The sequence below is a fragment of the Actinoplanes awajinensis subsp. mycoplanecinus genome (assembly GCF_001509495.1).
Taxonomy (GTDB): domain Bacteria; phylum Actinomycetota; class Actinomycetes; order Mycobacteriales; family Micromonosporaceae; genus Actinoplanes; species Actinoplanes palleronii.
In genome coordinates, this window is sequence record NZ_LLZH01000306.1 from 50869 (window position 1) to 69656 (window position 18788).

Genomic DNA, 18788 nt, shown 5'->3' on the forward strand with positions numbered 1-18788 from the left:
CCCGGAGGATTTCCTCCGGGCCGTTTCGCTATCTGAAAATCAAGATCAGCGGTACGCCGGCGGCGGGGGCGGCGGCACGTCGTCCTGACGCACCTCCTGGTACTCGCTCGCGTAGGCGGTGCCGGCGACCGGCGCACCGGTGGACCGGGTCACCACGGTGCGGCGGCGGGTGTTCCAGAACCAGAGCGTGATGACCAGCCCGGCCAGCCCGGCTGCCATCAGGATCCAGCCGATCACGCTGATGTCCAGCCCACTGATGTCCGCGTTGACGGCGAACGCCAGGATCGCCCCCAGAGCTAGCAGGAAAATGCTTGCGCCGATGCCCATCGGGGCCTCCTCGTTCAGTGTCCAATGCGTCGATCGAGGCATACCCGTACGGGTGAAGTTCCAATCAGGCAAGCTATTCCAATGACCTTGCGGACGCTCATCCTGCTACGCCACGCCAAAGCGGAGACTCCCGGCGAAATACCGGATTTCGACCGGAGCCTCACCGAACGTGGCACATCAGACGCTGACGCTGCGGGGGCCTGGCTGGTGGACGAGCGGGTGCACCCCGACCTGGTGATCTGCTCGGCGGCCAAGCGCACCCGGCAGACCTGGCAGGCCGCGTCGGTGGCGCTGGCACAGGGCGATCCGTCCCGGGGCGCACCCGAGGTGCACTACGAGGACACGCTCTACCACGGCGGCCGGACCGAGGTGTTCGACCTGCTCCGGGCCGTGCCGGACACCGTCCGCACGATCCTGGTGGTCGGGCACAACCCGACAGTGTCCGAAGTGTCCGCCTTGCTGATCCCGGACGACCAGTGGGACGGGGTGACGGTCGAGCTGAAGACGTCCGGCCTCGCCGTGCACACCACCGAGCAGCCCTGGACCCGGACCGAGCCGGGAACGATGCGCCTGTCCCGCCGGCACACCGCTCGCGGCTGACAGACAGCAAAGGCCGGCGGACGCCTTTGTCCGCCGACCTTTGCTGCTTTTCAGGAGAGTGGGAAAAGCTTCAGGTCAGAACACGTCCTCGGACAGGTCCATCAGGTCCAGGTTGGTGTTCTCGATGATCCGGCGGTCGGAGCCGATCCGGGGCAGGATCTCCCGGGTGAAGAAGCGGGCCGCCGCCACCTTGCCGGTGTAGAAGTTCTTGTCGGCCTGGGTGAGCTCACCGTTCAGCGCGGTCAGCGCCACGTCGGCCTGACGCAGCAGCAGCCAGGCCAGGACCACGTCGCCCAGGGCGAGCAGGATCCGGCGGGAGGTCAGACCGATCTTGTACAGCTCGCGGGCCTCGCCGCCCTGCACCGCGGCCAGCCAGCCCATCGTCACGCCGAGGATCTGCTGCAGCTCGCCGAGCGCCTTGCCCAGCGCCAGGCGCTCGTCCTTCAGCTGACCGTTGCCGGTCTCGCTGTCGATGAAGCCCTGGATCTCGGTGGCGATCGTGCCGAGCGCCCGGCCGTTGTCCTTGACGATCTTGCGGAAGATCAGGTCGAGGCTCTGGATCGCGGTGGTGCCCTCGTACAGGGTGTCGATCTTCGCGTCCCGGACGTACTGCTCCAGCGGGTAGTCCTGCAGGAAGCCGGAACCGCCGTAGGTCTGCAGCGACTCGTGGCCGAGCAGCTCGTACGCCCGCTCCGAGCCGACGCCCTTGACCAGCGGGAGCAGGAAGTCGTTCACCTTGCTGGCGATCTTCGCGGTCTTCTCGTCGCCGGCCGCCTGCGCGATCGCGATCTTGTCCTGCCACGACGCCGTGTAGATCACCAGAGCGCGCAGCGCCTCGGCGTACGACTTCTGCAGCATCAGCGAACGGCGTACGTCCGGGTGGTGGGTGATGGTCACCCGCGGGGCGGCCTTGTCACCGTTGCTCACCAGGTCGGCGCCCTGTACGCGGTTCTTCGCGTACTCCAGCGCGTTCAGGTAGCCGGTCGACAGGGTCGCGATCGCCTTGGTGCCCACCATCATCCGGGCAGCCTCGATGATCATGAACATCTGCCGGATGCCCTCGTGCTTGTCGCCCAGCAGCCAGCCCTTGGCGGGGGTGCCGTGCTCGCCGAAGGTCACCTCGCAGGTGTTCGAGACCTTGAGGCCCATCTTGTGCTCGACGTTCGTCGCGTAGACGCCGTTGCGCTCGCCGAGCTCGCCGGTCTGCGCGTCGAAGTGGTACTTCGGCACGATGAACAGCGACAGACCCTTGGTGCCCGGGCCGCCGACACCCTCGACGCCCACCGGGCGGGCGAGGACGTAGTGGATGATGTTGTCGGTCAGGTCGTGCTCACCCGAGGTGATGAAGCGCTTGACACCCTCGATGTGCCACGAGCCGTCCGGCTGCTGGATCGCCTTGGTCCGGCCGGCGCCGACGTCCGAACCGGCGTCCGGCTCGGTCAGCACCATCGTCGAGCCCCACTGCTTCTCGACGAAGAGCTTGGCCCACTCCTGCTGCTCCGGGGTGCCCTCGGTGTACGCCACGTGGGCGAAGGAGGGGCCGGACGCGTACATCCAGATCGGGGCGTTGGCACCGAGAATCTGCTCGGCGATCGCCCAGATCAGGGTCCGCGGGGCGTAGGTGCCGCCCAGCGCGGTCGGCAGCTCCAGCCGCCAGAACTCGGAGGCCATGAACGTCGCGTACGACTTCTTGAACGACTCCGGCAGTGGCGCCGTGTGCGTCGCCGGGTCGAAAACCGGCGGGTTGCGGTCAGCGTCGGTGTAGCTCGCCGCGAGGTCCTCGCGGGCCAGCCGGTTCACCTCGGCGAGCACGTCGCGAGCAGTCTCCGCGTCGATCTCGTCGAACGGCGCCTGACCGAACGCCTTGTCCGCCCCGAAAACCTCGAACAGATTGAACTCGAGGTCACGAAGGTTGCTCTGGTAGTGAGTCATGGTGTTTGGCCCGCTCTCCGAACGCGAGTTACCCGTCAGTAACTAGCACTGTATTACTCATCGGTAGGTAGCGACAACCCGGGTAAGGTTTATGGCCCAACTCACCTGCCCAGGGGACCCGGTCCGTCGGATCGTGGGTCAAACGTCGCCGATCAGGTGGTCACCAGTACAGCCGTTCGGCCATTTGCGTACTTCGAACCCGGAACCACGTATCGCACACCGATGAGGCTCGTTGCTCCGAATAGACAGCGAAGAACGTTTCGCCGCGAGCACTGAGGGGGGCGTCCGCCATGTTCGCCACGTTGAAGAGTCTGATTCCCGAGCCGCGCCAGGCCAACCAGCCGCGCAACTACGTCGGCCGGCATCGCCAGCCTGAGCCGGTACCACCACTTCCGGCTCCGATCTCCCCGGCACCTGCGGAGCCGGACGAGAACTCCGCCGCTTAGCTGAGCCTGGCTCCTCCTGGAGCTGGGCCTAGCTGCTTTTCAGGGGTCTTCGGGTCGTCGGCCGGGCATTCAGCTGCCCGCCGCTCCGACTTCCCAGCTGGGTACCGGAATGGACGCGCCGGCATCGGGGCCGGCGTACTCCAGCAGCACGAGGGCGATGTCGTCCTCCAGCCGGCCGTGCACCCAGTCCACCAGGGCGGTCTCCAGGGACGCCAGCCCGTCCCCGACCGTGCCGTGGCCCAGCAGACGCCACGCGCGGTCGGCGGTCGGGAAGAACTCGCCGTCCCGGCGCGCCTCGCCGAGACCGTCGGTGAAGAGCAGCAGCCGGTCGCCCGGCTCCAGCCGCTCGACCCGCGCCTTCACCTCGGGCATGAACCCGAGCGGGGGCGCCGGTGCCGGCGGCTCCAGCGGGATGACCAGGCCACGGCGCAGCAGCAGCGGCGCCGGATGTCCACAGTTGACGATGGTCAGCGTCCCGCCGCGCTCCTCGACCAGCGCGGCCGTGACGAAGTCCTCGTCGCCCACGCTGCGGGCCACCGCCCGGTCCAGGTCCGCCACGATCGACTTGAGGTCGGCGCGCTCGAACGCGACGTGCCGGTACGACCCCAGCACGATGCTGGCCAGCCGGACCGCGTCCAGGCCCTTGCCCCGCACGTCACCGATGATGATGCGGACCCCGTACGGCGTGTTCAGCGCCTCGTACAGGTCACCGCCGATGTCCGCGGCGGCCGTCGCCGAGATGTACCGGCCGGCCACCGCCAGCGCGCCCACCTGCGGCCCGATCGGCCGGAGCACCGCCTGCTGGGCCACCGAGGCCAGCTGCAGCAGCTCGGCGATCCGCTCCGACTGGCGCTGCCGCATCGTCGCGCCGGCCACCGCGATGCCGGTCGCCAGCATGATGCCGAGCAGGTGCACCATCCCGGCCGGGCCGGACCCGCCGGCCTGGCCCACGAAGATCGCGCCGATCAGGGTGGCGACCACCCCGACACCCAGCACGAACTGCCAGACGGCGAACAGCGCGGCCACTATCGGGCCGATCGCGAGCAGTCCCACATAGCCGGCCGAGGTGCTGTCGCCGGACTCCACGGCGGACACGATGGCGAGCAGCACAAAAGCCGCGCCGAGACCGGCGCGGTTCCCTGGGCTCATCGGGCGGCGGCCCGGCGCGAAGGTAGGCATGGTTCCGCGGACAGCATGCCCGATAGACACGGTGTCGGGCATCAAGTTGACCCGTTGTCCGATCAGGTTCTGACCACCTGTCAGTCCTGGGGTCATTCGGTCGGTCCACGAGGGGCGGCGCGACGGTGACACGATGTCCCGATGACCGACGATCTCCGTGACCGGCTGCGCGGCGCGTTCCGCTGGACCGACCCCGGCCCGCCCGCCGATTATCTGGTCAGTGACCGGTCCGGTTGGTGGCGAGATCCGGTGATTCTGGACGGCCTCGGCCCGGCGCTGGCCGACAAGTTCCGGGCCGACCGGCCCACCGTCGTGGTCTCACCCGAGGTGACCGGATTCCTGCTCGGTCCGCTGGTGGCGCGGGCCCTCGGGGTGGGTTTCGTGGAGGCGTTCCGGGCCGGGGCACGCCGGGCCATCGCCGAACCGATGATCTGGGCCGAGGTGCCGGCCGACCATCGCGGCGAGGTCCAGCACCTCGGGGTGCGCAGCCGGCTGCTCGCCGACGACGACCGGGTGCTGGTCGTCGACGACTGGGCCTCGACCGGCGCGCAGGCCCGGGGCCTGCGCGCGCTGGTCGGCGATCGGTACGTGGGCACCGCGGTGATCCTCGACGAGTGCCCGCCCGCGGTCACCGCCGAGCTGACCATCCGCAGCCTGCTCGCGGGCTCCGAGATCGACCCGGTGGGTCCACGGTAGAGCTCCGCGCGCTCAGTACTTGCGCTGGTAGCCGGCCAGGGCGCCGCGGGTGATCTGCCAGCCGACGGCGGCGTAGGTGGCCAGGCCCTGCAGCACGTACGGGTCCTGGGAGATCAGCTCCTGGGCCTCGGCCTCGGTGTCCACGTCCAGCAGGATGATGCCGCCGTTCGGCGGGTCCTGCCGGCCCGCGGTTACCGCGAGCCCGCGCTCCTCCAGCCCGGCCAGGAAGGTGAGGTGCTGGTCGCGCGCCTGGTCGACCTCGGCGAGCGGCTTCTGGTACGTGGAAATCATCAGATACACCGCGTCATCGTAGATCTCCCGGGGATGACCTGCGGGTCAGCGCGTATTGACCGTCTGGATGGTGTCGATTCGCCCCGGGCAAAAGCTATTTTTCAGACATGCAGCCTCAGGCCACCGCAGTTCCCGCGGCAGGACACCACTTTCGTACGGCGATGATGGCCGCGCGTGTCGCCGGCTGGGTGTTGCTGGCGATCACCGCGCTGGTCCAGTTCCTCACCGGTGAGTTCCAGCCCTGGCTGCTGATCGCCGGGACGCTGGTCGCCGTGGTGGTGCCGATGGTGCTGCTCAACCTCGGCACCCGGCGCTAGCGGGTCGGCCAGGTCCGGAAGTTCAGCGCCGAGCGGCTCGCCGTCGGGCCGCGCTGACCCTGGTAGCGCGAGCCGTAGACGGCCGAACCGTACGGGTGCTCGGCCGGGCTGGACAGCCGGAAGATGCACAGCTGCCCGATCTTCATCCCCGGCCAGAGCTTGATCGGCAGGTTGGCCACGTTGGAGAGCTCCAACGTGACGTGACCGGAGAAGCCCGGGTCGATGAAGCCGGCCGTGGAGTGGGTCATCAGGCCGAGCCGGCCCAGGCTGCTCTTGCCCTCCAGCCGCGCCGCGAGCTGGTCACCGAGGCCGATCACCTCGAGCGTGGACGCCAGCACGAACTCACCCGGGTGCAGCACGAACGGCTGCCCGTCCTCGACCTCGACCTCCGCGGTGAGCTCGTCCTGCTGCTCCGCCGGGTCGATGTGGGTGTAGAGGTGGTTGTTGAAGACCCGGAAGAACCGGTCCAACCGGACATCGATGCTGGACGGCTGCATGAGCGACGGCTCGAACGGCTCCAGCGAGAGATCCCCACTTTTGATCGCGGAAACCAGGTCACGGTCGGAGAGCAGCATCGGAACACCATACTTCGCCTGATAACGGCTCCCGGACCGGGCCGACGTCACCCGATCGGCGTGTTCACTGGCCGCCTCGAACGTATGTTCGATAGACTGCCCGCATGGCTTCCTGGTCCGAATTCGCCGCCGCCGAGCCGTCGCTCGCCGCCGGCATCCGTGCGCTCCTGCAGCAGTACGGCCCCGGCATGGGCTACCTCGCCACCCTCCGCCCCGACGGCGGCCCACGAGTGCACCCCGTCTCCCCGGTCTTCACCGACGCCGGGCTGTATTGCTTCCTGGTCAACTCCCCGAAACGCCGCGACCTGGAACGCGACCCGCGCTACGCGCTGCACTCGTACCCGCCGGAGGAGTGCGACGACGAGGCCTACCTGACCGGCCAGGCCCTCCCGGTCCGCGACCCGCAGACCATCACCGCCATCGCCGGTGCCCTGCGCGCCTCCCCCGACGTCGACTGGCGCCTCTTCGAGCTGCACATCGAGTCCGCCACGCTCCGCCAGCACGGCCCGGCCGGCGCCCTGCCCCTGGCCGCCGCCCCACTCCCGATCACCATCGCCCAGTCCTGGCGAGCCACCCGCACACCCTCCCGCCGCCTGGCCATGGCCGGCTGACCACCGTCCTCCGCAAGCCCACCGGCCCGGATCACCCGCCCGAAGCCGCCGGGCGATCCGGGCCGCCCCCGGGTGACCACATTGCGGGGTGCCCCCGTCACCGACCCGGATAATCAGGTACAGTGAGGCCGCTTGCGGGTGTAGTTCAATGGCAGAACATCAGCTTCCCAAGCTGACAGCGCGGGTTCGATTCCCGTCACCCGCTCCAAGGCAGGGGCCCTGTGTCCGCGGATAGCGCGGACCGGGGCCTTCTCGCATTTCCCCTGGGGGCCGAGCCCCCAGACCCCGCGTTACGGTGGTCCCGGCGGCGGGGTCCGTTCCGGTTCGCTCACCTCCGAAGCTTCGCTTCGCCGCGTCCTCGGGTCGGGCTACAGGCCCGGGCGGGAGCGCAACTCAGCAACACTGATCGCCAGACCTGAACCCCTTGGTAGGCAGAATCGGTCGGTCCCGGTGCCCTAGAGCAGCCGACAGGTGCTCTCCTGCCGCTGTTCCTGGTTCCCTAGCCAGTCGAAGGCTGCGCCACCGATCACCACCACCAACCCGGCCGCTCCTAAAAGCACCGCACGCCGTGCAGACCGCGCATTCATGGCACGGGGGTAGGAGAGGTCCACTGCGGCTGTCGCGCTACCAAGTGGGCGTTCGCTTGGGGAACTGCCCGCGGTCAGCGATCATGTAGGCCTCCCTCGGAGGTCTCGCGGGACTGATGGGTAGCAGACCGGCGGCGCGGTCATGGCCGTGCCGCCGGGCTATCCGTGAAGGGTCAGAGCCTTGACTGGCGGCGGGCGGTTTCGGTGCCCAGGCCCAGGAGCAGGGCTGGGGGCAGAGCCGTGATGCAGAGTCCCAGGGCCAGCGCGCTGTAGCTCTGCACGCCCCAGGACATGGCGTAGCCCAGCTCGACCACCAGGCTGTTCAGGTACAGCAGGCCGAGTGCCAGCGCGACCCGCTCGTCCACCACCAGCCAGATCAGACCGGCGGCGGCCAGGGCCATCAGCAGGCCGAACCGGAGGATGCCGGAGACCTCCGGGAACGCCGAGCCCAGGAGCTGGTCACCGAGGGCGAGCAGTAACGGGGCGATCGGTGCGTACCGAAGAAGGCCTTTGGCGGGCAGCGGTCGGCGACCGACCAGGAACCCCAGCAGGACTGCCGCCCCGAAGAAATCCCAAACGCCGGCGAAGGCGGCCGGAAGCAACACGACGGCAGCGGCCAGGTGCCACCTGCGCAAGACGAGCACCAGCGCGATCAGGCCCAGGATCGGGCCGGCCTGGGTGACCAGCCACGGCTGCCAGAGGATCCAGTACTGCCCGTTGAACGCGCGGTCGACGAGAACTCCGGCGACACCGTGGACGATCAGCAGCAACGCGCCGACCCGGATCGCGGTCAGCCAGCTCTGCCGGGTCGTGGCACCCGGTGGGCGGCCCGCGCGCATCCGCAGCGCGCTGACCACCAGCGCGAGCACCTCGCGGGGCGCCGGCCGGGAGCGGCCGCTGTCGTCGGCCATCTCGAGCAGCGTGTCCAGCACCTCGGTGCCACGCTCCCGGCGGAAGTCGGCCGGGTAAAGGCGCAGCAGCCGGCCGTAGGTCAACTCCAGCGGGGCGGTCACGCCGGACCGCCCGCGACGCGCGGGGTGAAAGCCGAGCCACCCGCGACGCGCGGGGCCGAGGCCGGACCACCCGCGACGCGCGGGGTGGAGGCCGGACCGCCCGCGACGCGCAGGGACCAGGCCGTGACGACACTGGCGGCCTCGGCCAGCCGGACCGCCTCGAAGCGCAGGGCGGCCAGCCCGTCGTCGGTGAGCGCGTAGTAGCGGCGGACCCGGCCGTTCACCGTCTCCTCCTTGACCACCCGCACAAAACCCTCGCCGGCGAGGCGTTCGAGGGCGGTGTAGAGGGTCCCGGTGGCCGGCTTGACCCGGCCGTGCGACAGCTCGCCGGCCCGCTTGATGATCGCGTAGCCGTGCAGCGGCTCGTCCTGCAGCGCGGCCAGGATGAAGTACGTCGGCTCCCGCATGGGATTCGTCATGCCCGGACTCTATACGTAACTCAACTACATATGTAATCCGACTACCTATGCGCCGATGTCCAGGAACACGTTGTCGATCTCACCGGCGAACTGGTCGTTGCCGCGCGCCGGGCCCTTGCCGCCGACTCGCAGCGGTTCGGCGTTCGCGACCGACAGCGCCGGCGGCACCGTCACGGACGCCCGCGGCACTCCGTCCACCAGCATCGTCAGCCGGTTCTCGGTGCGGTTGCACTCCAGGTCGTGCCAGGTGCCGTCGGCCACGTCGATCCGCGGTTCGGCACGGTAGATGACCGCCCGCTGACCGGCGATCACGCAGCTCGGATGCCCCTGCCGGTGATCGACCTGCAGCTTGAACTGACTGACTCCGCCGACCGAGTAGCCCTTCTGCACCACGTTCGCGCCGTCCGCGAGGTCGCCCTGGGTCATCCGGACCGACGCGCCGTAGCGCAGCGTCCGGCGGCCCGGGTTGAGGCTGTCGTCGCGCCGGCCTTCGAGGATCGCCCGCGGGCAGTCCCGCTCCCGGGTCAGGGTGCACCGGTCCGGATACGCCACGGCCAGCCCGGCGCCCTGCGGCACGAGCCGGAGCGCCCCGCCGTTCTGCCCGAGCGGCCGCAGCTCGTGGCCCCCGCCGGCGTCCTCGATCGGCTTGCCGACCCCGCCGTCGAAGTCGTAGCGCAGGGTCACCGGGGCGCTGGCCGTCTGGACCCGGCTCAGATCGGCAGGTGCCGGGAACCGTGTGGTGTTGGGGAGCACGCCTGCCGAGGGCGGTGGGACGAGGTGGTAGGCGGGCCGGACGTCGGTGGGTGTGCTGACGGACCGGGGGGTCACAAGGAACAGGCTGCCCAGAACCAGGGTCGCTGACAGGGCACCGACCGGAACGGCACACCGCCGGGAGGGAAACATGGGGTTATTGTCCGCATTGCCAGTTCGCCCTCGTGCCGAAACTCCGGACACCGAAAAGACCACCCGTACGCGTTCGCCCGAAATGCCGAACCTGAAAGGTCCCGCCGCGATCACTCACGAATCGATGCCGCTTCAGCGCGGACGGGCCGCCACCGGGTGCGCCGCGCCGGCCGGTTCGCCGATCACGGCGTGCAGCACGTCATCCAGCGTGATCACTCCGAGCGGTCGGCGGCCGTCGCTGACCAGCACGATGTGCAGCCGGTCCCGGCGCATGGTGAGCAGCAGGTCGGCCAGGCTGCGATCCGGCGACACCACGGCGAGGGGCCGGATCACCTCGGCCGGCATCGGCAGCCGGCGCTGGGCACCGGCATAACCCAGGACGTCCTTGACGTGGACGAAGCCCAGCACCCGCCGGGTGTCCCGCTGCACCACCGGGAAACGCGAGCGGCCGCTGCGGGTGGCCACCGTCTCCAGCGTCGCCGGTGACACGTCCGCGGCCACCGTGGTCACCCGCGACCAGGGCAGCAGGGTGTCGGCCGCGGTCCGGCTGTTCAGCCCGAGCGCGGCGTGGATCCGGGCGTACTGCTCCGAGCCGAGCAGGCCCTCGCTGCGCGCCTGGGTGACCATGCCGGCCAGCTCCTCGGCGGTGAAGACGGTCTTGACCGAGTCGGTCGCCTCGATCTTCCACAGCTTCAGGACCATCCGGGACGCCCAGCGCATCGCGATCAGCAGCGGCTTGGTGGCGGTGCAGAAGGCCAGCATGAACGGGCCCAGGATGAGCGCGGAGCGTTCCGGGCCGGCCAGCGTGATGTTCTTCGGCACCATCTCGCCGACCACCGTGTGCAGGAAGACCACCACGGTCAGGGCCAGTACGAACGCGACCGGGTGCACCGCGTTCTCCGGCATCCCGATCGCGTGGAACGGGTCCTCCAGCAGGTGCGCCAGGGCCGGCTCGGCGATCGCGCCGAGCGCCAGCGAGCAGATCGTGATGCCGAGCTGGGCACCGGCGATCATGAGCGGGATCTGGTTCATCGCGGAGAGCGCCCAGCGGGCCGCCTGGGACGTGGCCGCCAGCGGCTCGAGCGCCGTCCGCCGGGAGGCGATCAGCGCGAACTCACCGCCGACGAAGAGCCCGTTGCCGAGCAGCAACACCACGGTGATGATCAGGTTAGTCATCGGACGGGTCCTCCGGCGGCGCGACGACGCGGACCTGTTCGATCCGGTGCCGGTCGACCTCCATCACGGTGAAGTCCCACCCGTCTTCCTCCAGGGACTCGCCGACCACCGGAATGTGGCCGAGCCGGGCGAGCAGGAAACCGGCAAGCGTCTCGTACGGCCCCTCGGGCAGCGCGAAACCGGTCTGCTCGAGCACTTCGTCCTCCCGCAGGAGGCCGTCGACCAGGAACGTCTTCTCGCCGCCCGGCGCGGTCAGCTCGGCCGTGCCGGTCTCGTCGAGCTCGGTGTCGTACTCGTCGGCGATCTCACCGACCAGTTCCTCGATCAGGTCCTCGACGGTGACCACGCCGTCGGTGCCGCCGTACTCGTCCACCACGATCGCCAGGTCGGCGTCGGCGGCCCGGAGCGCGGCCAGCACCTTGTCCAGGCTCAGGCTCTCCGGCACCAGCACCGCCTCGCGGGCCAGCGCGGAGACCTTAGTGGTGGCCCGGCGCTCCGGCGGCACGCCCAGCGCGTCGTTGACCCCGGCCACGCCGGTCACCACGTCGAGGGTGTTCTCGTAGACCGGGAAGCGGGTGTGCCCGGTCTCCCGGGCCACCGTGATCAGGTCGGCGACGCTGGCCGTGGTCTTCAGCCCGACCACGTCGACCCGCGGGGTCATCGCCTTGGCCGCGCGCTTCTCGCCGAACCGGATGGTGCGGCGCATCAGCGTCGCGGTCTCCGACGGCAGCGCGCCGGCCCGGGCGCTGATCGCGGCCAGCAGGCCCAGCTCCTCGGGCGAGCGGGCGCTGGCCAGCTCCTCCTGCGGCTCGATGCCGATCCGGCGGACCAGCCAGTTGGCCGTCCCGTTCAGCGCGGCGATCATCCACTTGAAGAGCGTCGAGAACCCGCGCAACGGGCCCGCGGTGACCAGCGCGATGCCCATCGGCCGGGCCAGCGCCGCGTTCTTCGGCACCAGCTCGCCGAAGAGCATCGAGACCAGGGTCGCCAGCACCAGCGCCAGCACGCTCGTCACGGTCTCGGTGGCCGAACCGGCCAGCGGCTCCACCAGCGGCGTGGTGATCCGGGACAGCGCCGGCTCGGCCAGCCGGCCGGTGAGCAGCGCGGTCACGGTGATGCCGAATTGGGCGCCGGAGAGCTGGAAGGAGAGTGCGTGCAGCGCTCTGCGGACCGTGCCGGCCCGGCGGTCACCCGCGGCGGCGCGCTTGTCGATCTCCGCGCGATCGACGGTCACCAGCCCGAACTCGGCAGCCACAAAAAACGCGTTGCCCACCGTCAGCAGCGCGAAAGCCACCAGCGGGAGCACCGCGGTCAGGAGCAGGCCGTCCATGATCGCTTCACCTCGGACCTCATTCTGCCGGACCGGAACCATTCGGCACTAACCCTGTGGATGACAGCCCGAACTAACGTCGAACCATGAACCTCCTCGGAGAGCTCCTGCTCCTGGCGTACGACGACGAGGGCCGGAAGATTCACGACGGCACCCGTCTGGACTACGGGCTCGGCGGCGCGTTGTTGCTGGAACTGACGCTGAGCGGCCGGATCGACGTGGTCGGCAAGGCCGTCGTGGTGATCGACCCGAGCCCGACCGGCGACCCACTCGTGGACGACGCGCTGGCCCGGATCCGGGACGATTCGCGCGCCCGCAAGCCCGGTTATTGGGTCGGAAAGTTCGCAAAAGGCACACGGCAACGTGTCCTGGATCACCTGGTTTTGCGGGAAATTTTGCGGGTCGAGCACGGCACTGTTCTCTGGATCTTCCCGAAGACGACATATCCCGCCGCGCACGGGGCCGAGCCGACCGCCGAGACCGACGCCCGGCAGCGGATGCGGACGGCGGTGACCACGACCGGGGCGGTCGACGCCCGTACCGCTGCTCTGTGCTCGTTGGTCTCCGCGACCGACATGAACCGCAAGGTGTTCGCGGACCTGGACCGGCGGCGGGTCACCGCGCGACTGAAAGAGATCAGCGAGGGCGACTGGGCCTCGGCCGCGGTCAAGCGGGCGATCCAGGACGTGCAGACCGCGGTGATGGCCGGCGCGATCGCCGCGACCACCGCAGCCGCGACCGGGTCCGGATAGAAAAGCCGCGACCGGGTCCGGACAGAAGAGCGACAGGGTCCGGACAGAAAAACGGCCGGCCTAGGAAGGCCGGCCGTTCCTCACGAAGAGATCAGGCTTCCTGCTTGAGCGAGCGCAGCAGCACGGTGGCGACGTCGACCACCTCGACCTCGTCCTGCTGACCCTTACCGGTCACCCCGTCGCCGATCATCGTGTAGCAGAACGGGCAGCCCACGGCGATCGTCTTCGCGCCGGTGGCCAGGGCCTCCTCGGTGCGCTCCACGTTGATCCGCTTGCCGATCCGCTCCTCCATCCACATCCGGGCGCCACCGGCGCCGCAGCAGAAGGACCGTTCCTGGTTGCGCGGCATCTCCTGGATCTCGCCCACGATCGACGAGCCCAGCAGCTCGCGCGGCGCGTCGAAGACCCGGTTGTGCCGGCCCAGGTAGCAGGGGTCGTGGTAGGTGACGCCGCCGTCGACCGGCTGGACCGGGGTGAGCTTGCCGGTGGCGACCAGGTGCGCCAGCAGCTGGGTGTGGTGCACCACCTCGACCTCGAGGCCGAGCTGCTCGTACTCGTTGCCCAGGGTGTTGAAGCAGTGCGGGCAGGTGGCGACGATCTTCTTGGACTTCTTCTCGCCGAACGCCTCGGTCAGGGTCTCGACGTTCTGCTGGGCCAGCATCTGGAAGATGAACTCGTTGCCGATCCGCCGCGCCGGGTCACCGGTGCAGGTCTCGCCCTCGCCGAGGATCGCGTACTTGACGCCGGCCTCGTGCAGCAGCGTGGCCACCGCGCGGGTGGTCTTCTTGGCCCGGTCCTCGAACGCGCCGGCGCAGCCGACCCAGAACAGGTAGTCGAAGTCCTCGACCTCGCCGACCTTGGGCACCTCGAAGTCCAGGCCCTTGGTCCAGTCCTCGCGGGTGTTCTGCGGAGCGCCCCACGGGTTGCCCTTGTTCTCCAGGTTGCGCAGCATCACGCCGGCCTCGGAGGGGAAGCTCGACTCGATGAGCACCTGGTAGCGCCGCATGTCGACGATGTGGTCGATGTGCTCGATGTCGACCGGGCACTGCTCGACGCAGGCGCCGCAGGTGGTGCACGACCAGAGCACGTCCGGGTCGATGACGCCCATGTCCTCGGCGGTGCCGATCAGCGGGCGGTTGCCCTCGGCGAGCGCCAGCACGTCCATGTGCGCGAGCTGGGCCTCGGTGGCCTTCTCCTCGCCGGTCAGGTCCTTGCCGCCGCCGCCCAGCAGGTACGGCGCCTTGGCGTACGCGTGGTCGCGCAGCGACAGGATCATGAGCTTCGGGGAGAGCGGCTTGGCGGTGTTCCACGCCGGGCACTGCGACTGGCAGCGGCCGCACTCGGTGCAGGTGGAGAAGTCGAGCAGGCCCTTCCAGGTGAACTGCTCGACCTGGGCGACGCCGAAGAGGTCCTTCTCCGGGTCGGCCTCCTCGAAGTCGAGCGGCTTGCCGTTGCTCATCATCGGCTTCAGCGCGCCGAGGCCGGAACCGGCCGGCTTCTCCGGGCTGCGCTTGAAGTAGATGTTGAAGAACGCCAGGAAGCGGTGCCAGGCCACGCCCATCGTCGGGTTCAGCGAGATGGTGATCAGCCAGCCCATCGAGATGAGCAGCTTGACCAGGGCGACCCAGGTGGGGCCGTCCTCCCAGGCCGGCAGCCCGGCGCCGATGGCGTGGCTGAGCGGTGCGGCCCAGACCGGGTAGGGGAAGTGGTCGTTGGCGACCTTGAGGCCGCGGATCAGGAATCCGCAGACCAGCACGCCCACGATGATCGACTCGACGAAGTACGCCTGCCACATGGTCGAGCCGAGGAACCGGCTGCGCTTCACCGCGCCCGGCTTCTGCCGCTGGCGCACGAAGATCAGGTAGACGATGCCGACCGTGCCGAGGATCCCGAACCACTCGGTGACCAGGCCGAAGATCGCCCAGTGGCCGATGATCGGCAACTCACCCTTCGGCGTCACCACCTCGAAATACGCCTCGAGGACCAGCGACGACAGGATGATGAAGGAGAACATCACGAACCAGTGGGCCGCACCGATGGCGCTCCACTTGAGCATCCGGGTGTGCCCGACCGACTCCTTGAGCAGGGTCTTGGTCCGGGTCTTCGGCTCGGTGAACCGGGCCGGGTCGGGTTGTCCCTGGCGGATCACCGAGGTGATCGTGAGAACGGCTCGTACCGCCAGGACAACGGCCACCACCGTGACCGCCCCCGCTAAGACGGTGGCGATGATCTGCGCGTAGCCCATGTGCGTTGTGCCTCCTCGGTCGGCTGGGCGCCAGCCTATGTTACCCATGAGTAATAGGCCGGTGCGGGCCGCAGGTCAAGGACTTGCGGCCCCTCAGCCGAAAGCGCACCCCACGCAGAGCGGGGGTGCGCTTGGTTTAGACGAAGTTCCGTCTAGGCAGTAAGCGGCGACGTGCCGCCTCAGCGCCAGCGGGACAGGATGCCCAGCGAGGCCACCATGCAACCGAAACCGACCGCGAGGTTCCAATACCGCCAACTCGCTACCGGGTATGCCTGGGAAGACAGGTAGTAGATCACCAGCCAGGCGATACCGACCACGATCAGGATTACCGCGGTTGCCGGCAACCAGGTCGGACTCGGCTTCTTGGACGCTTCGGCCACCGCTGGGCGGATGTCCGACGGCGCGGTGTAGAGCTTCTTCTTACGGACCTGCGATTTGGGCACGGAACTCTCCTGAGGGCAACAAGTGGTGAACAACCACCGGTGAGCGGCTCCGGGGACTCCGAATGCTGCCCGTGGCGAATACTGTTCGCCAGCTAGCGTAATCAAGTCGGCGCACAGACAGGCACCCACCGGGTCGAGAAAAAACCCGGCGTCGGCTCCCGAGGGCGGCCGGGCGGCTTTTTGAAGGGGACGAGACGTGGTTGAAAACGGTCGCGGCGCCTCCTGGCGACTGGCTCTGCGGCGCGCCGCGGGCAGCCTTGCGCCGCATCGCGGCGGGCGCCGGACGATGTGGTCCGTCGGGGTTCCGCTCATCGCGCTGGCGGCGGGCCTGCTCTTCACCACGTCCGCGACAACCGCCGACGGTACGTCACTGCGCGACGACCGGCGGCCCCAACTGGCGCAACTGATATCGGACAAAAAGGAACGCCTCGCCACCAGCGAAAAACGTGAGGCCGCCTTGCGTGGCGAGGTCGACCAGGAGACCGCCCGACTGGCCGAGGTGGAGCCTCCGGTGAAAGCGGCACGTGAGATAGCCGACGCCGTCCGTCAGCCGGCCGGGTTCACCGCACTGCGCGGCCCGGGCCTGACGGTCAGCCTGAACGACTCGCCGCGGCGCGGATCCGACTTCGGCGACAACGCGCCGGACAACGACGATCTGGTCGTTCACCAGGGAGATGTCCAGGCCGTGGTGAACGCGATGTGGGCCGGCGGGGCCGAAGCTATGACGATCATGGATGTCCGCGTGATCTCCACGAGCGCGGTACGCTGTGTCGGCAATACGCTGCTCCTTCACGGCCAGGTCTTCTCCCCGCCATTCAAGATCACAGCAATCGGCGAACCCACAGCGATGCATCGTGCGTTGGAGTCCGCAGAAGGAGTTACAAGGTTCCGCGAGGCCGTCGCCGACTTCGGGCTCGGTTACGCGGAGAAGATGGAAAAGGACGTGACAGTGCGGGCGTACGACGGGTCGACCGACCTCCGATCCGCGCAGGCTGCCCAGTGACGAGCACGCCCGCGGAGTTCCAGGGGAGCCCGGCCGGCCGGGGGCGGCACCGCGCCCCGGATGCCGAGGCCAACACCGCGTACATCCCCCGGGTGAGCGACGCGTCGCCGGACGGCGTGCCCGGTGGGCCGCTGACCCCGCCGGTGGGCCTGGGCACGAATGTGAGCCCGCTTCCGGCCGGTTCGACGCGGCCACCGCGCAGCGCCGAGGCCTCTCCCGCGGCGGATACCGCGATCATCGCGCCCGACGAGTCCGCGCAGCGCCGCATCCAGGCCGCGCAGACCGCTCAGGCCGACGCGCCGGCAGCGCCCGATCTCGACGCGGTGAGCGCGGCAGCGGCCGCGGCCCGGCGCCGGGCGATGCCGTCCAGCACGCCGGCCGCCGCCGAGGGTTTCGATTTCTTCGCCGGCCTGGCCGCTGAGGGCCAGACCGCCAACCCCATTTCTTCGGTACGACCGGAAGCCCCGGCCCCCGTCCCGGTGCGGCCACCGGCGCCCCCGGCAGCCGCCGACACCCAGCAGATCCCGATCAGCGGGGCACCTGCCGCCCGGCCCGTCGAGCCACCGGCTGCCGCACCGGCCATGGCTCCGAGCTGGAACGCCGAGCCCACCCGCCCGCTGAGCCCCGCCGCGGCGCCGGCCCCCGCGCCGACTCCCACTCCGACTCCGGCTCCCGCTCCGGCTCCCGCTCCGTTCGCGCTGCCGGTGAACGCCGCCTGGAACGCCGGCACGGTGCAGGCCGGCAGCCTGACCACCCCGGAAACGCCCCGGAGCGCCACGCAGACGCCCGAACCGGCCTTCCGTGCCCCCTGGGAGCCCTCCGGGAGCATCACGCGCCCGATGGCCGCTGCGGGCGGCGTGCCGATGGGGTCGGCGAACACCCGCTGGGCCACCAACGAGCCGCCGGCCGAAGCGCCGGTGCTCAACCCGGACCCGTCCCGGACCCAGATCATCCGGACCGTCGACGCGCCCACCGGCATGCTCCCGACCCTGACCCCGGGTGCCCCGCTACCCGGCAAGCTGACCGCCCTGCCCCCGGGCGCGGCGGCGCAGGCGGCGCGCGACGCCGCCGGGCCGGAAGCGACCCTCGGCGCGGCCTCGGTCAGCGGCATCCCGGCCGCACCCGCCGACGCGACGGACGAGCCGGTGGACCCCGCCGAGCCGCCCAAGCGCGGTGAGAAGGTGGTCAAGCTCCGCCCGGAGCAGACCGACGAGGGCTACAAGAGCGTCTACTCCGAGCTGACCCGGCCGACCCCGGCGTCCCGGCTGCGGACCGGCATCCGCGGCGCCGGCGAGCTGATGATCACTTTCGGTCTGATCGTGCTGTTGTTCGCCGGCTACGAAGTTTTCGGCAATTCCGCCGCAGTGCAGGCCGAACAGGACAATCTGGCCTCGGAGCTGGATCAGGCGTGGGCCGATCCGACCGTCGCGCCGAGCTCGACCACGGCGAAGGGCCCGGCCGCGCCCGGGGAAAACCTGGTCGGCCGCCTCTACATCCCGAAGCTCGACAAGGAGTGGGTGGTCGTCGACGGTGTCCGCCCGCAGGACATCAAGTACGCCCCCGGCCACTACCCGGAGACCGCCAAACCCGGCCAGATCGGCAACTTCTCGGTGGCCGGCCACCGGATCAAGAAGATCTTCTGGCGGATCGACGAGCTGACCGACGGCGACGTGATCGGCGTCGAGACCCGCGACAACTGGTACGTCTACCACGTCTACAACCAGCAGGTCGTGGTGCCGAACCAGGTCGAGGTGGTCGCGCCGGTGCCGAACGAGCCGGGTGCCACCCCGACCAAGGCGCTGCTCACGCTGACCACCTGCAACCCGAAGTTCAACAACTACCAGCGGCTGATCGTGCACGCGGAGCTGGTCAAGACGGTGCCGCGGGACCAGACCCAGCCGAACGCCGGCATGCCGGCCGAGATGAAGACGAAGGCATAAGCG

At 69.7% G+C, this 18788-nt stretch carries 19 protein-coding genes and 1 tRNA gene; 8 read left to right on the forward strand and 12 right to left on the reverse strand.

All coding sequences use genetic code 11. The features are described from left to right. Window positions 1–45 precede the first annotated feature (45 nt). The gene (locus tag ADL15_RS37745) at window positions 46–327 is read right to left on the reverse strand and encodes a DUF6458 family protein (RefSeq protein ID WP_067701824.1); all 282 of its coding nucleotides are present in this window, start codon (window positions 325–327) and stop codon (window positions 46–48) included. An 81-nt stretch (window positions 328–408) separates the two neighbouring features. On the opposite strand from ADL15_RS37745, the gene ADL15_RS37750 reads away from it, so the two are divergent. Beyond that, entirely contained in the window at window positions 409–927 is a 519-nt protein-coding gene (locus ADL15_RS37750) for a SixA phosphatase family protein (RefSeq protein WP_067701827.1), read from the forward strand. A gap of 75 nt (window positions 928–1002) precedes the next feature. Here ADL15_RS37750 and ADL15_RS37755 read toward each other — a convergent pair whose 3' ends face one another. Together ADL15_RS37755 and ADL15_RS37760 are read right to left on the reverse strand one after the other, a co-directional pair. Continuing rightward, window positions 1003–2859, reverse strand: a complete 1857-nt coding sequence (locus ADL15_RS37755; RefSeq protein ID WP_067701830.1) for an acyl-CoA dehydrogenase — start codon at window positions 2857–2859, stop codon at window positions 1003–1005. Window positions 2860–3374: 515 nt separating this feature from the next. After that, complete coding sequence (locus ADL15_RS37760; protein ID WP_198171187.1) at window positions 3375–4484, reverse strand: PP2C family protein-serine/threonine phosphatase; 1110 nt, start codon at window positions 4482–4484, stop codon at window positions 3375–3377. 141 nt (window positions 4485–4625) lie between these two features. Here ADL15_RS37760 and ADL15_RS37765 point away from each other — a divergent pair, with 141 nt between their 5' ends. Next, on the forward strand, window positions 4626–5180 hold the full coding sequence (locus tag ADL15_RS37765; protein ID WP_067701835.1) for a phosphoribosyltransferase: 555 nt from the start codon (window positions 4626–4628) through the stop codon (window positions 5178–5180). 12 nt (window positions 5181–5192) lie between these two features. Here the strand turns inward: ADL15_RS37765 and ADL15_RS37770 are convergent, their stop codons facing one another. After that, entirely contained in the window at window positions 5193–5471 is a 279-nt protein-coding gene (locus tag ADL15_RS37770) for a YciI family protein (RefSeq protein WP_067702162.1), read from the reverse strand. Window positions 5472–5632: 161 nt separating this feature from the next. On the opposite strand from ADL15_RS37770, the gene ADL15_RS53505 reads away from it, so the two are divergent. After that, the gene (locus tag ADL15_RS53505; protein WP_157441846.1) at window positions 5633–5788 is read left to right on the forward strand and encodes a hypothetical protein; all 156 of its coding nucleotides are present in this window, start codon (window positions 5633–5635) and stop codon (window positions 5786–5788) included. Here ADL15_RS53505 and dcd read toward each other — a convergent pair. After that, complete coding sequence (gene dcd / locus ADL15_RS37775; RefSeq protein WP_067702165.1) at window positions 5785–6363, reverse strand: dCTP deaminase; 579 nt, start codon at window positions 6361–6363, stop codon at window positions 5785–5787. The genes ADL15_RS53505 and dcd overlap by 4 nt on opposite strands. A 104-nt stretch (window positions 6364–6467) precedes the next feature. On the opposite strand from dcd, the gene ADL15_RS37780 reads away from it, so the two are divergent. Then, window positions 6468–6974, forward strand: a complete 507-nt coding sequence (locus ADL15_RS37780; protein WP_067701838.1) for a pyridoxamine 5'-phosphate oxidase family protein — start codon at window positions 6468–6470, stop codon at window positions 6972–6974. 134 nt (window positions 6975–7108) lie between these two features. After that, a tRNA-Gly gene (locus ADL15_RS37785) sits at window positions 7109–7182 on the forward strand. Window positions 7183–7734: 552 nt separating this feature from the next. Here the strand turns inward: ADL15_RS37785 and ADL15_RS37790 are convergent. From ADL15_RS37790 to ADL15_RS37810, 5 genes are all read right to left on the reverse strand, one after another. Continuing rightward, on the reverse strand, window positions 7735–8574 hold the full coding sequence (locus ADL15_RS37790) for a hypothetical protein (protein ID WP_067701841.1): 840 nt from the start codon (window positions 8572–8574) through the stop codon (window positions 7735–7737). Further along, a complete protein-coding gene (locus ADL15_RS37795; protein WP_067701844.1) occupies window positions 8571–8993 on the reverse strand; it encodes a PadR family transcriptional regulator in 423 nt (140 codons plus the stop codon). The genes ADL15_RS37790 and ADL15_RS37795 overlap by 4 nt, the downstream gene beginning before the upstream one ends. Window positions 8994–9038: 45 nt before the next feature. After that, window positions 9039–9821, reverse strand: coding sequence for a LamG domain-containing protein (locus ADL15_RS37800; protein ID WP_232344791.1), 783 nt, complete (start codon window positions 9819–9821; stop codon window positions 9039–9041). A gap of 207 nt (window positions 9822–10028) precedes the next feature. Further along, entirely contained in the window at window positions 10029–11072 is a 1044-nt protein-coding gene (locus ADL15_RS37805) for a hemolysin family protein (RefSeq protein WP_067701850.1), read from the reverse strand. Then, window positions 11065–12402: a hemolysin family protein gene (locus ADL15_RS37810; RefSeq protein ID WP_067701853.1), complete on the reverse strand. Its 1338-nt coding sequence runs from the start codon at window positions 12400–12402 to the stop codon at window positions 11065–11067. Before ADL15_RS37810 ends, ADL15_RS37805 begins: the two co-directional genes overlap by 8 nt. A gap of 86 nt (window positions 12403–12488) precedes the next feature. Between ADL15_RS37810 and ADL15_RS37815 the strand changes: the two genes are divergently transcribed. Continuing rightward, complete coding sequence (locus ADL15_RS37815) at window positions 12489–13154, forward strand: GOLPH3/VPS74 family protein (protein ID WP_067701856.1); 666 nt, start codon at window positions 12489–12491, stop codon at window positions 13152–13154. Window positions 13155–13245: 91 nt separating this feature from the next. Here the strand turns inward: ADL15_RS37815 and ADL15_RS37820 are convergent, their stop codons facing one another. Both ADL15_RS37820 and ADL15_RS37825 read right to left on the reverse strand, forming a co-directional pair. Further along, window positions 13246–15399: a (Fe-S)-binding protein gene (locus tag ADL15_RS37820; RefSeq protein WP_067701859.1), complete on the reverse strand. Its 2154-nt coding sequence runs from the start codon at window positions 15397–15399 to the stop codon at window positions 13246–13248. Window positions 15400–15578: 179 nt separating this feature from the next. Then, complete coding sequence (locus ADL15_RS37825) at window positions 15579–15842, reverse strand: cell division protein CrgA (protein ID WP_067701862.1); 264 nt, start codon at window positions 15840–15842, stop codon at window positions 15579–15581. 196 nt (window positions 15843–16038) lie between these two features. On the opposite strand from ADL15_RS37825, the gene ADL15_RS37830 reads away from it, so the two are divergent. Together ADL15_RS37830 and ADL15_RS55990 are read left to right on the forward strand one after the other, a co-directional pair. Then, window positions 16039–16845, forward strand: a complete 807-nt coding sequence (locus ADL15_RS37830; RefSeq protein ID WP_067701865.1) for a DUF881 domain-containing protein — start codon at window positions 16039–16041, stop codon at window positions 16843–16845. Then, the gene (locus tag ADL15_RS55990) at window positions 16842–18785 is read left to right on the forward strand and encodes a class E sortase (protein WP_232344792.1); all 1944 of its coding nucleotides are present in this window, start codon (window positions 16842–16844) and stop codon (window positions 18783–18785) included. Before ADL15_RS37830 ends, ADL15_RS55990 begins: the two co-directional genes overlap by 4 nt. The last annotated feature ends 3 nt before the right edge of the window (window positions 18786–18788 follow it).

Bases quoted from the DNA above. Each gene is read 5' to 3' on its own strand.
- ADL15_RS37745 (WP_067701824.1), bottom strand. From the start codon at position 327: ATGGGCATCGGCGCAAGCATTTTCCTGCTAGCTCTGGGGGCGATCCTG.
- ADL15_RS37750 (WP_067701827.1), top strand. From the start codon at position 409: ATGACCTTGCGGACGCTCATCCTGCTACGCCACGCCAAAGCGGAGACT.
- ADL15_RS37755 (WP_067701830.1), bottom strand. From the start codon at position 2,859: ATGACTCACTACCAGAGCAACCTTCGTGACCTCGAGTTCAATCTGTTC.
- ADL15_RS37760 (WP_198171187.1), bottom strand. From the start codon at position 4,484: ATGCCTACCTTCGCGCCGGGCCGCCGCCCGATGAGCCCAGGGAACCGC.
- ADL15_RS37765 (WP_067701835.1), top strand. From the start codon at position 4,626: ATGACCGACGATCTCCGTGACCGGCTGCGCGGCGCGTTCCGCTGGACC.
- ADL15_RS37770 (WP_067702162.1), bottom strand. From the start codon at position 5,471: ATGATTTCCACGTACCAGAAGCCGCTCGCCGAGGTCGACCAGGCGCGC.
- ADL15_RS53505 (WP_157441846.1), top strand. From the start codon at position 5,633: ATGATGGCCGCGCGTGTCGCCGGCTGGGTGTTGCTGGCGATCACCGCG.
- dcd (WP_067702165.1), bottom strand. From the start codon at position 6,363: ATGCTGCTCTCCGACCGTGACCTGGTTTCCGCGATCAAAAGTGGGGAT.
- ADL15_RS37780 (WP_067701838.1), top strand. From the start codon at position 6,468: ATGGCTTCCTGGTCCGAATTCGCCGCCGCCGAGCCGTCGCTCGCCGCC.
- ADL15_RS37795 (WP_067701844.1), bottom strand. From the start codon at position 8,993: ATGACGAATCCCATGCGGGAGCCGACGTACTTCATCCTGGCCGCGCTG.
- ADL15_RS37805 (WP_067701850.1), bottom strand. From the start codon at position 11,072: ATGACTAACCTGATCATCACCGTGGTGTTGCTGCTCGGCAACGGGCTC.
- ADL15_RS37810 (WP_067701853.1), bottom strand. From the start codon at position 12,402: ATGGACGGCCTGCTCCTGACCGCGGTGCTCCCGCTGGTGGCTTTCGCG.
- ADL15_RS37815 (WP_067701856.1), top strand. From the start codon at position 12,489: ATGAACCTCCTCGGAGAGCTCCTGCTCCTGGCGTACGACGACGAGGGC.
- ADL15_RS37820 (WP_067701859.1), bottom strand. From the start codon at position 15,399: ATGGGCTACGCGCAGATCATCGCCACCGTCTTAGCGGGGGCGGTCACG.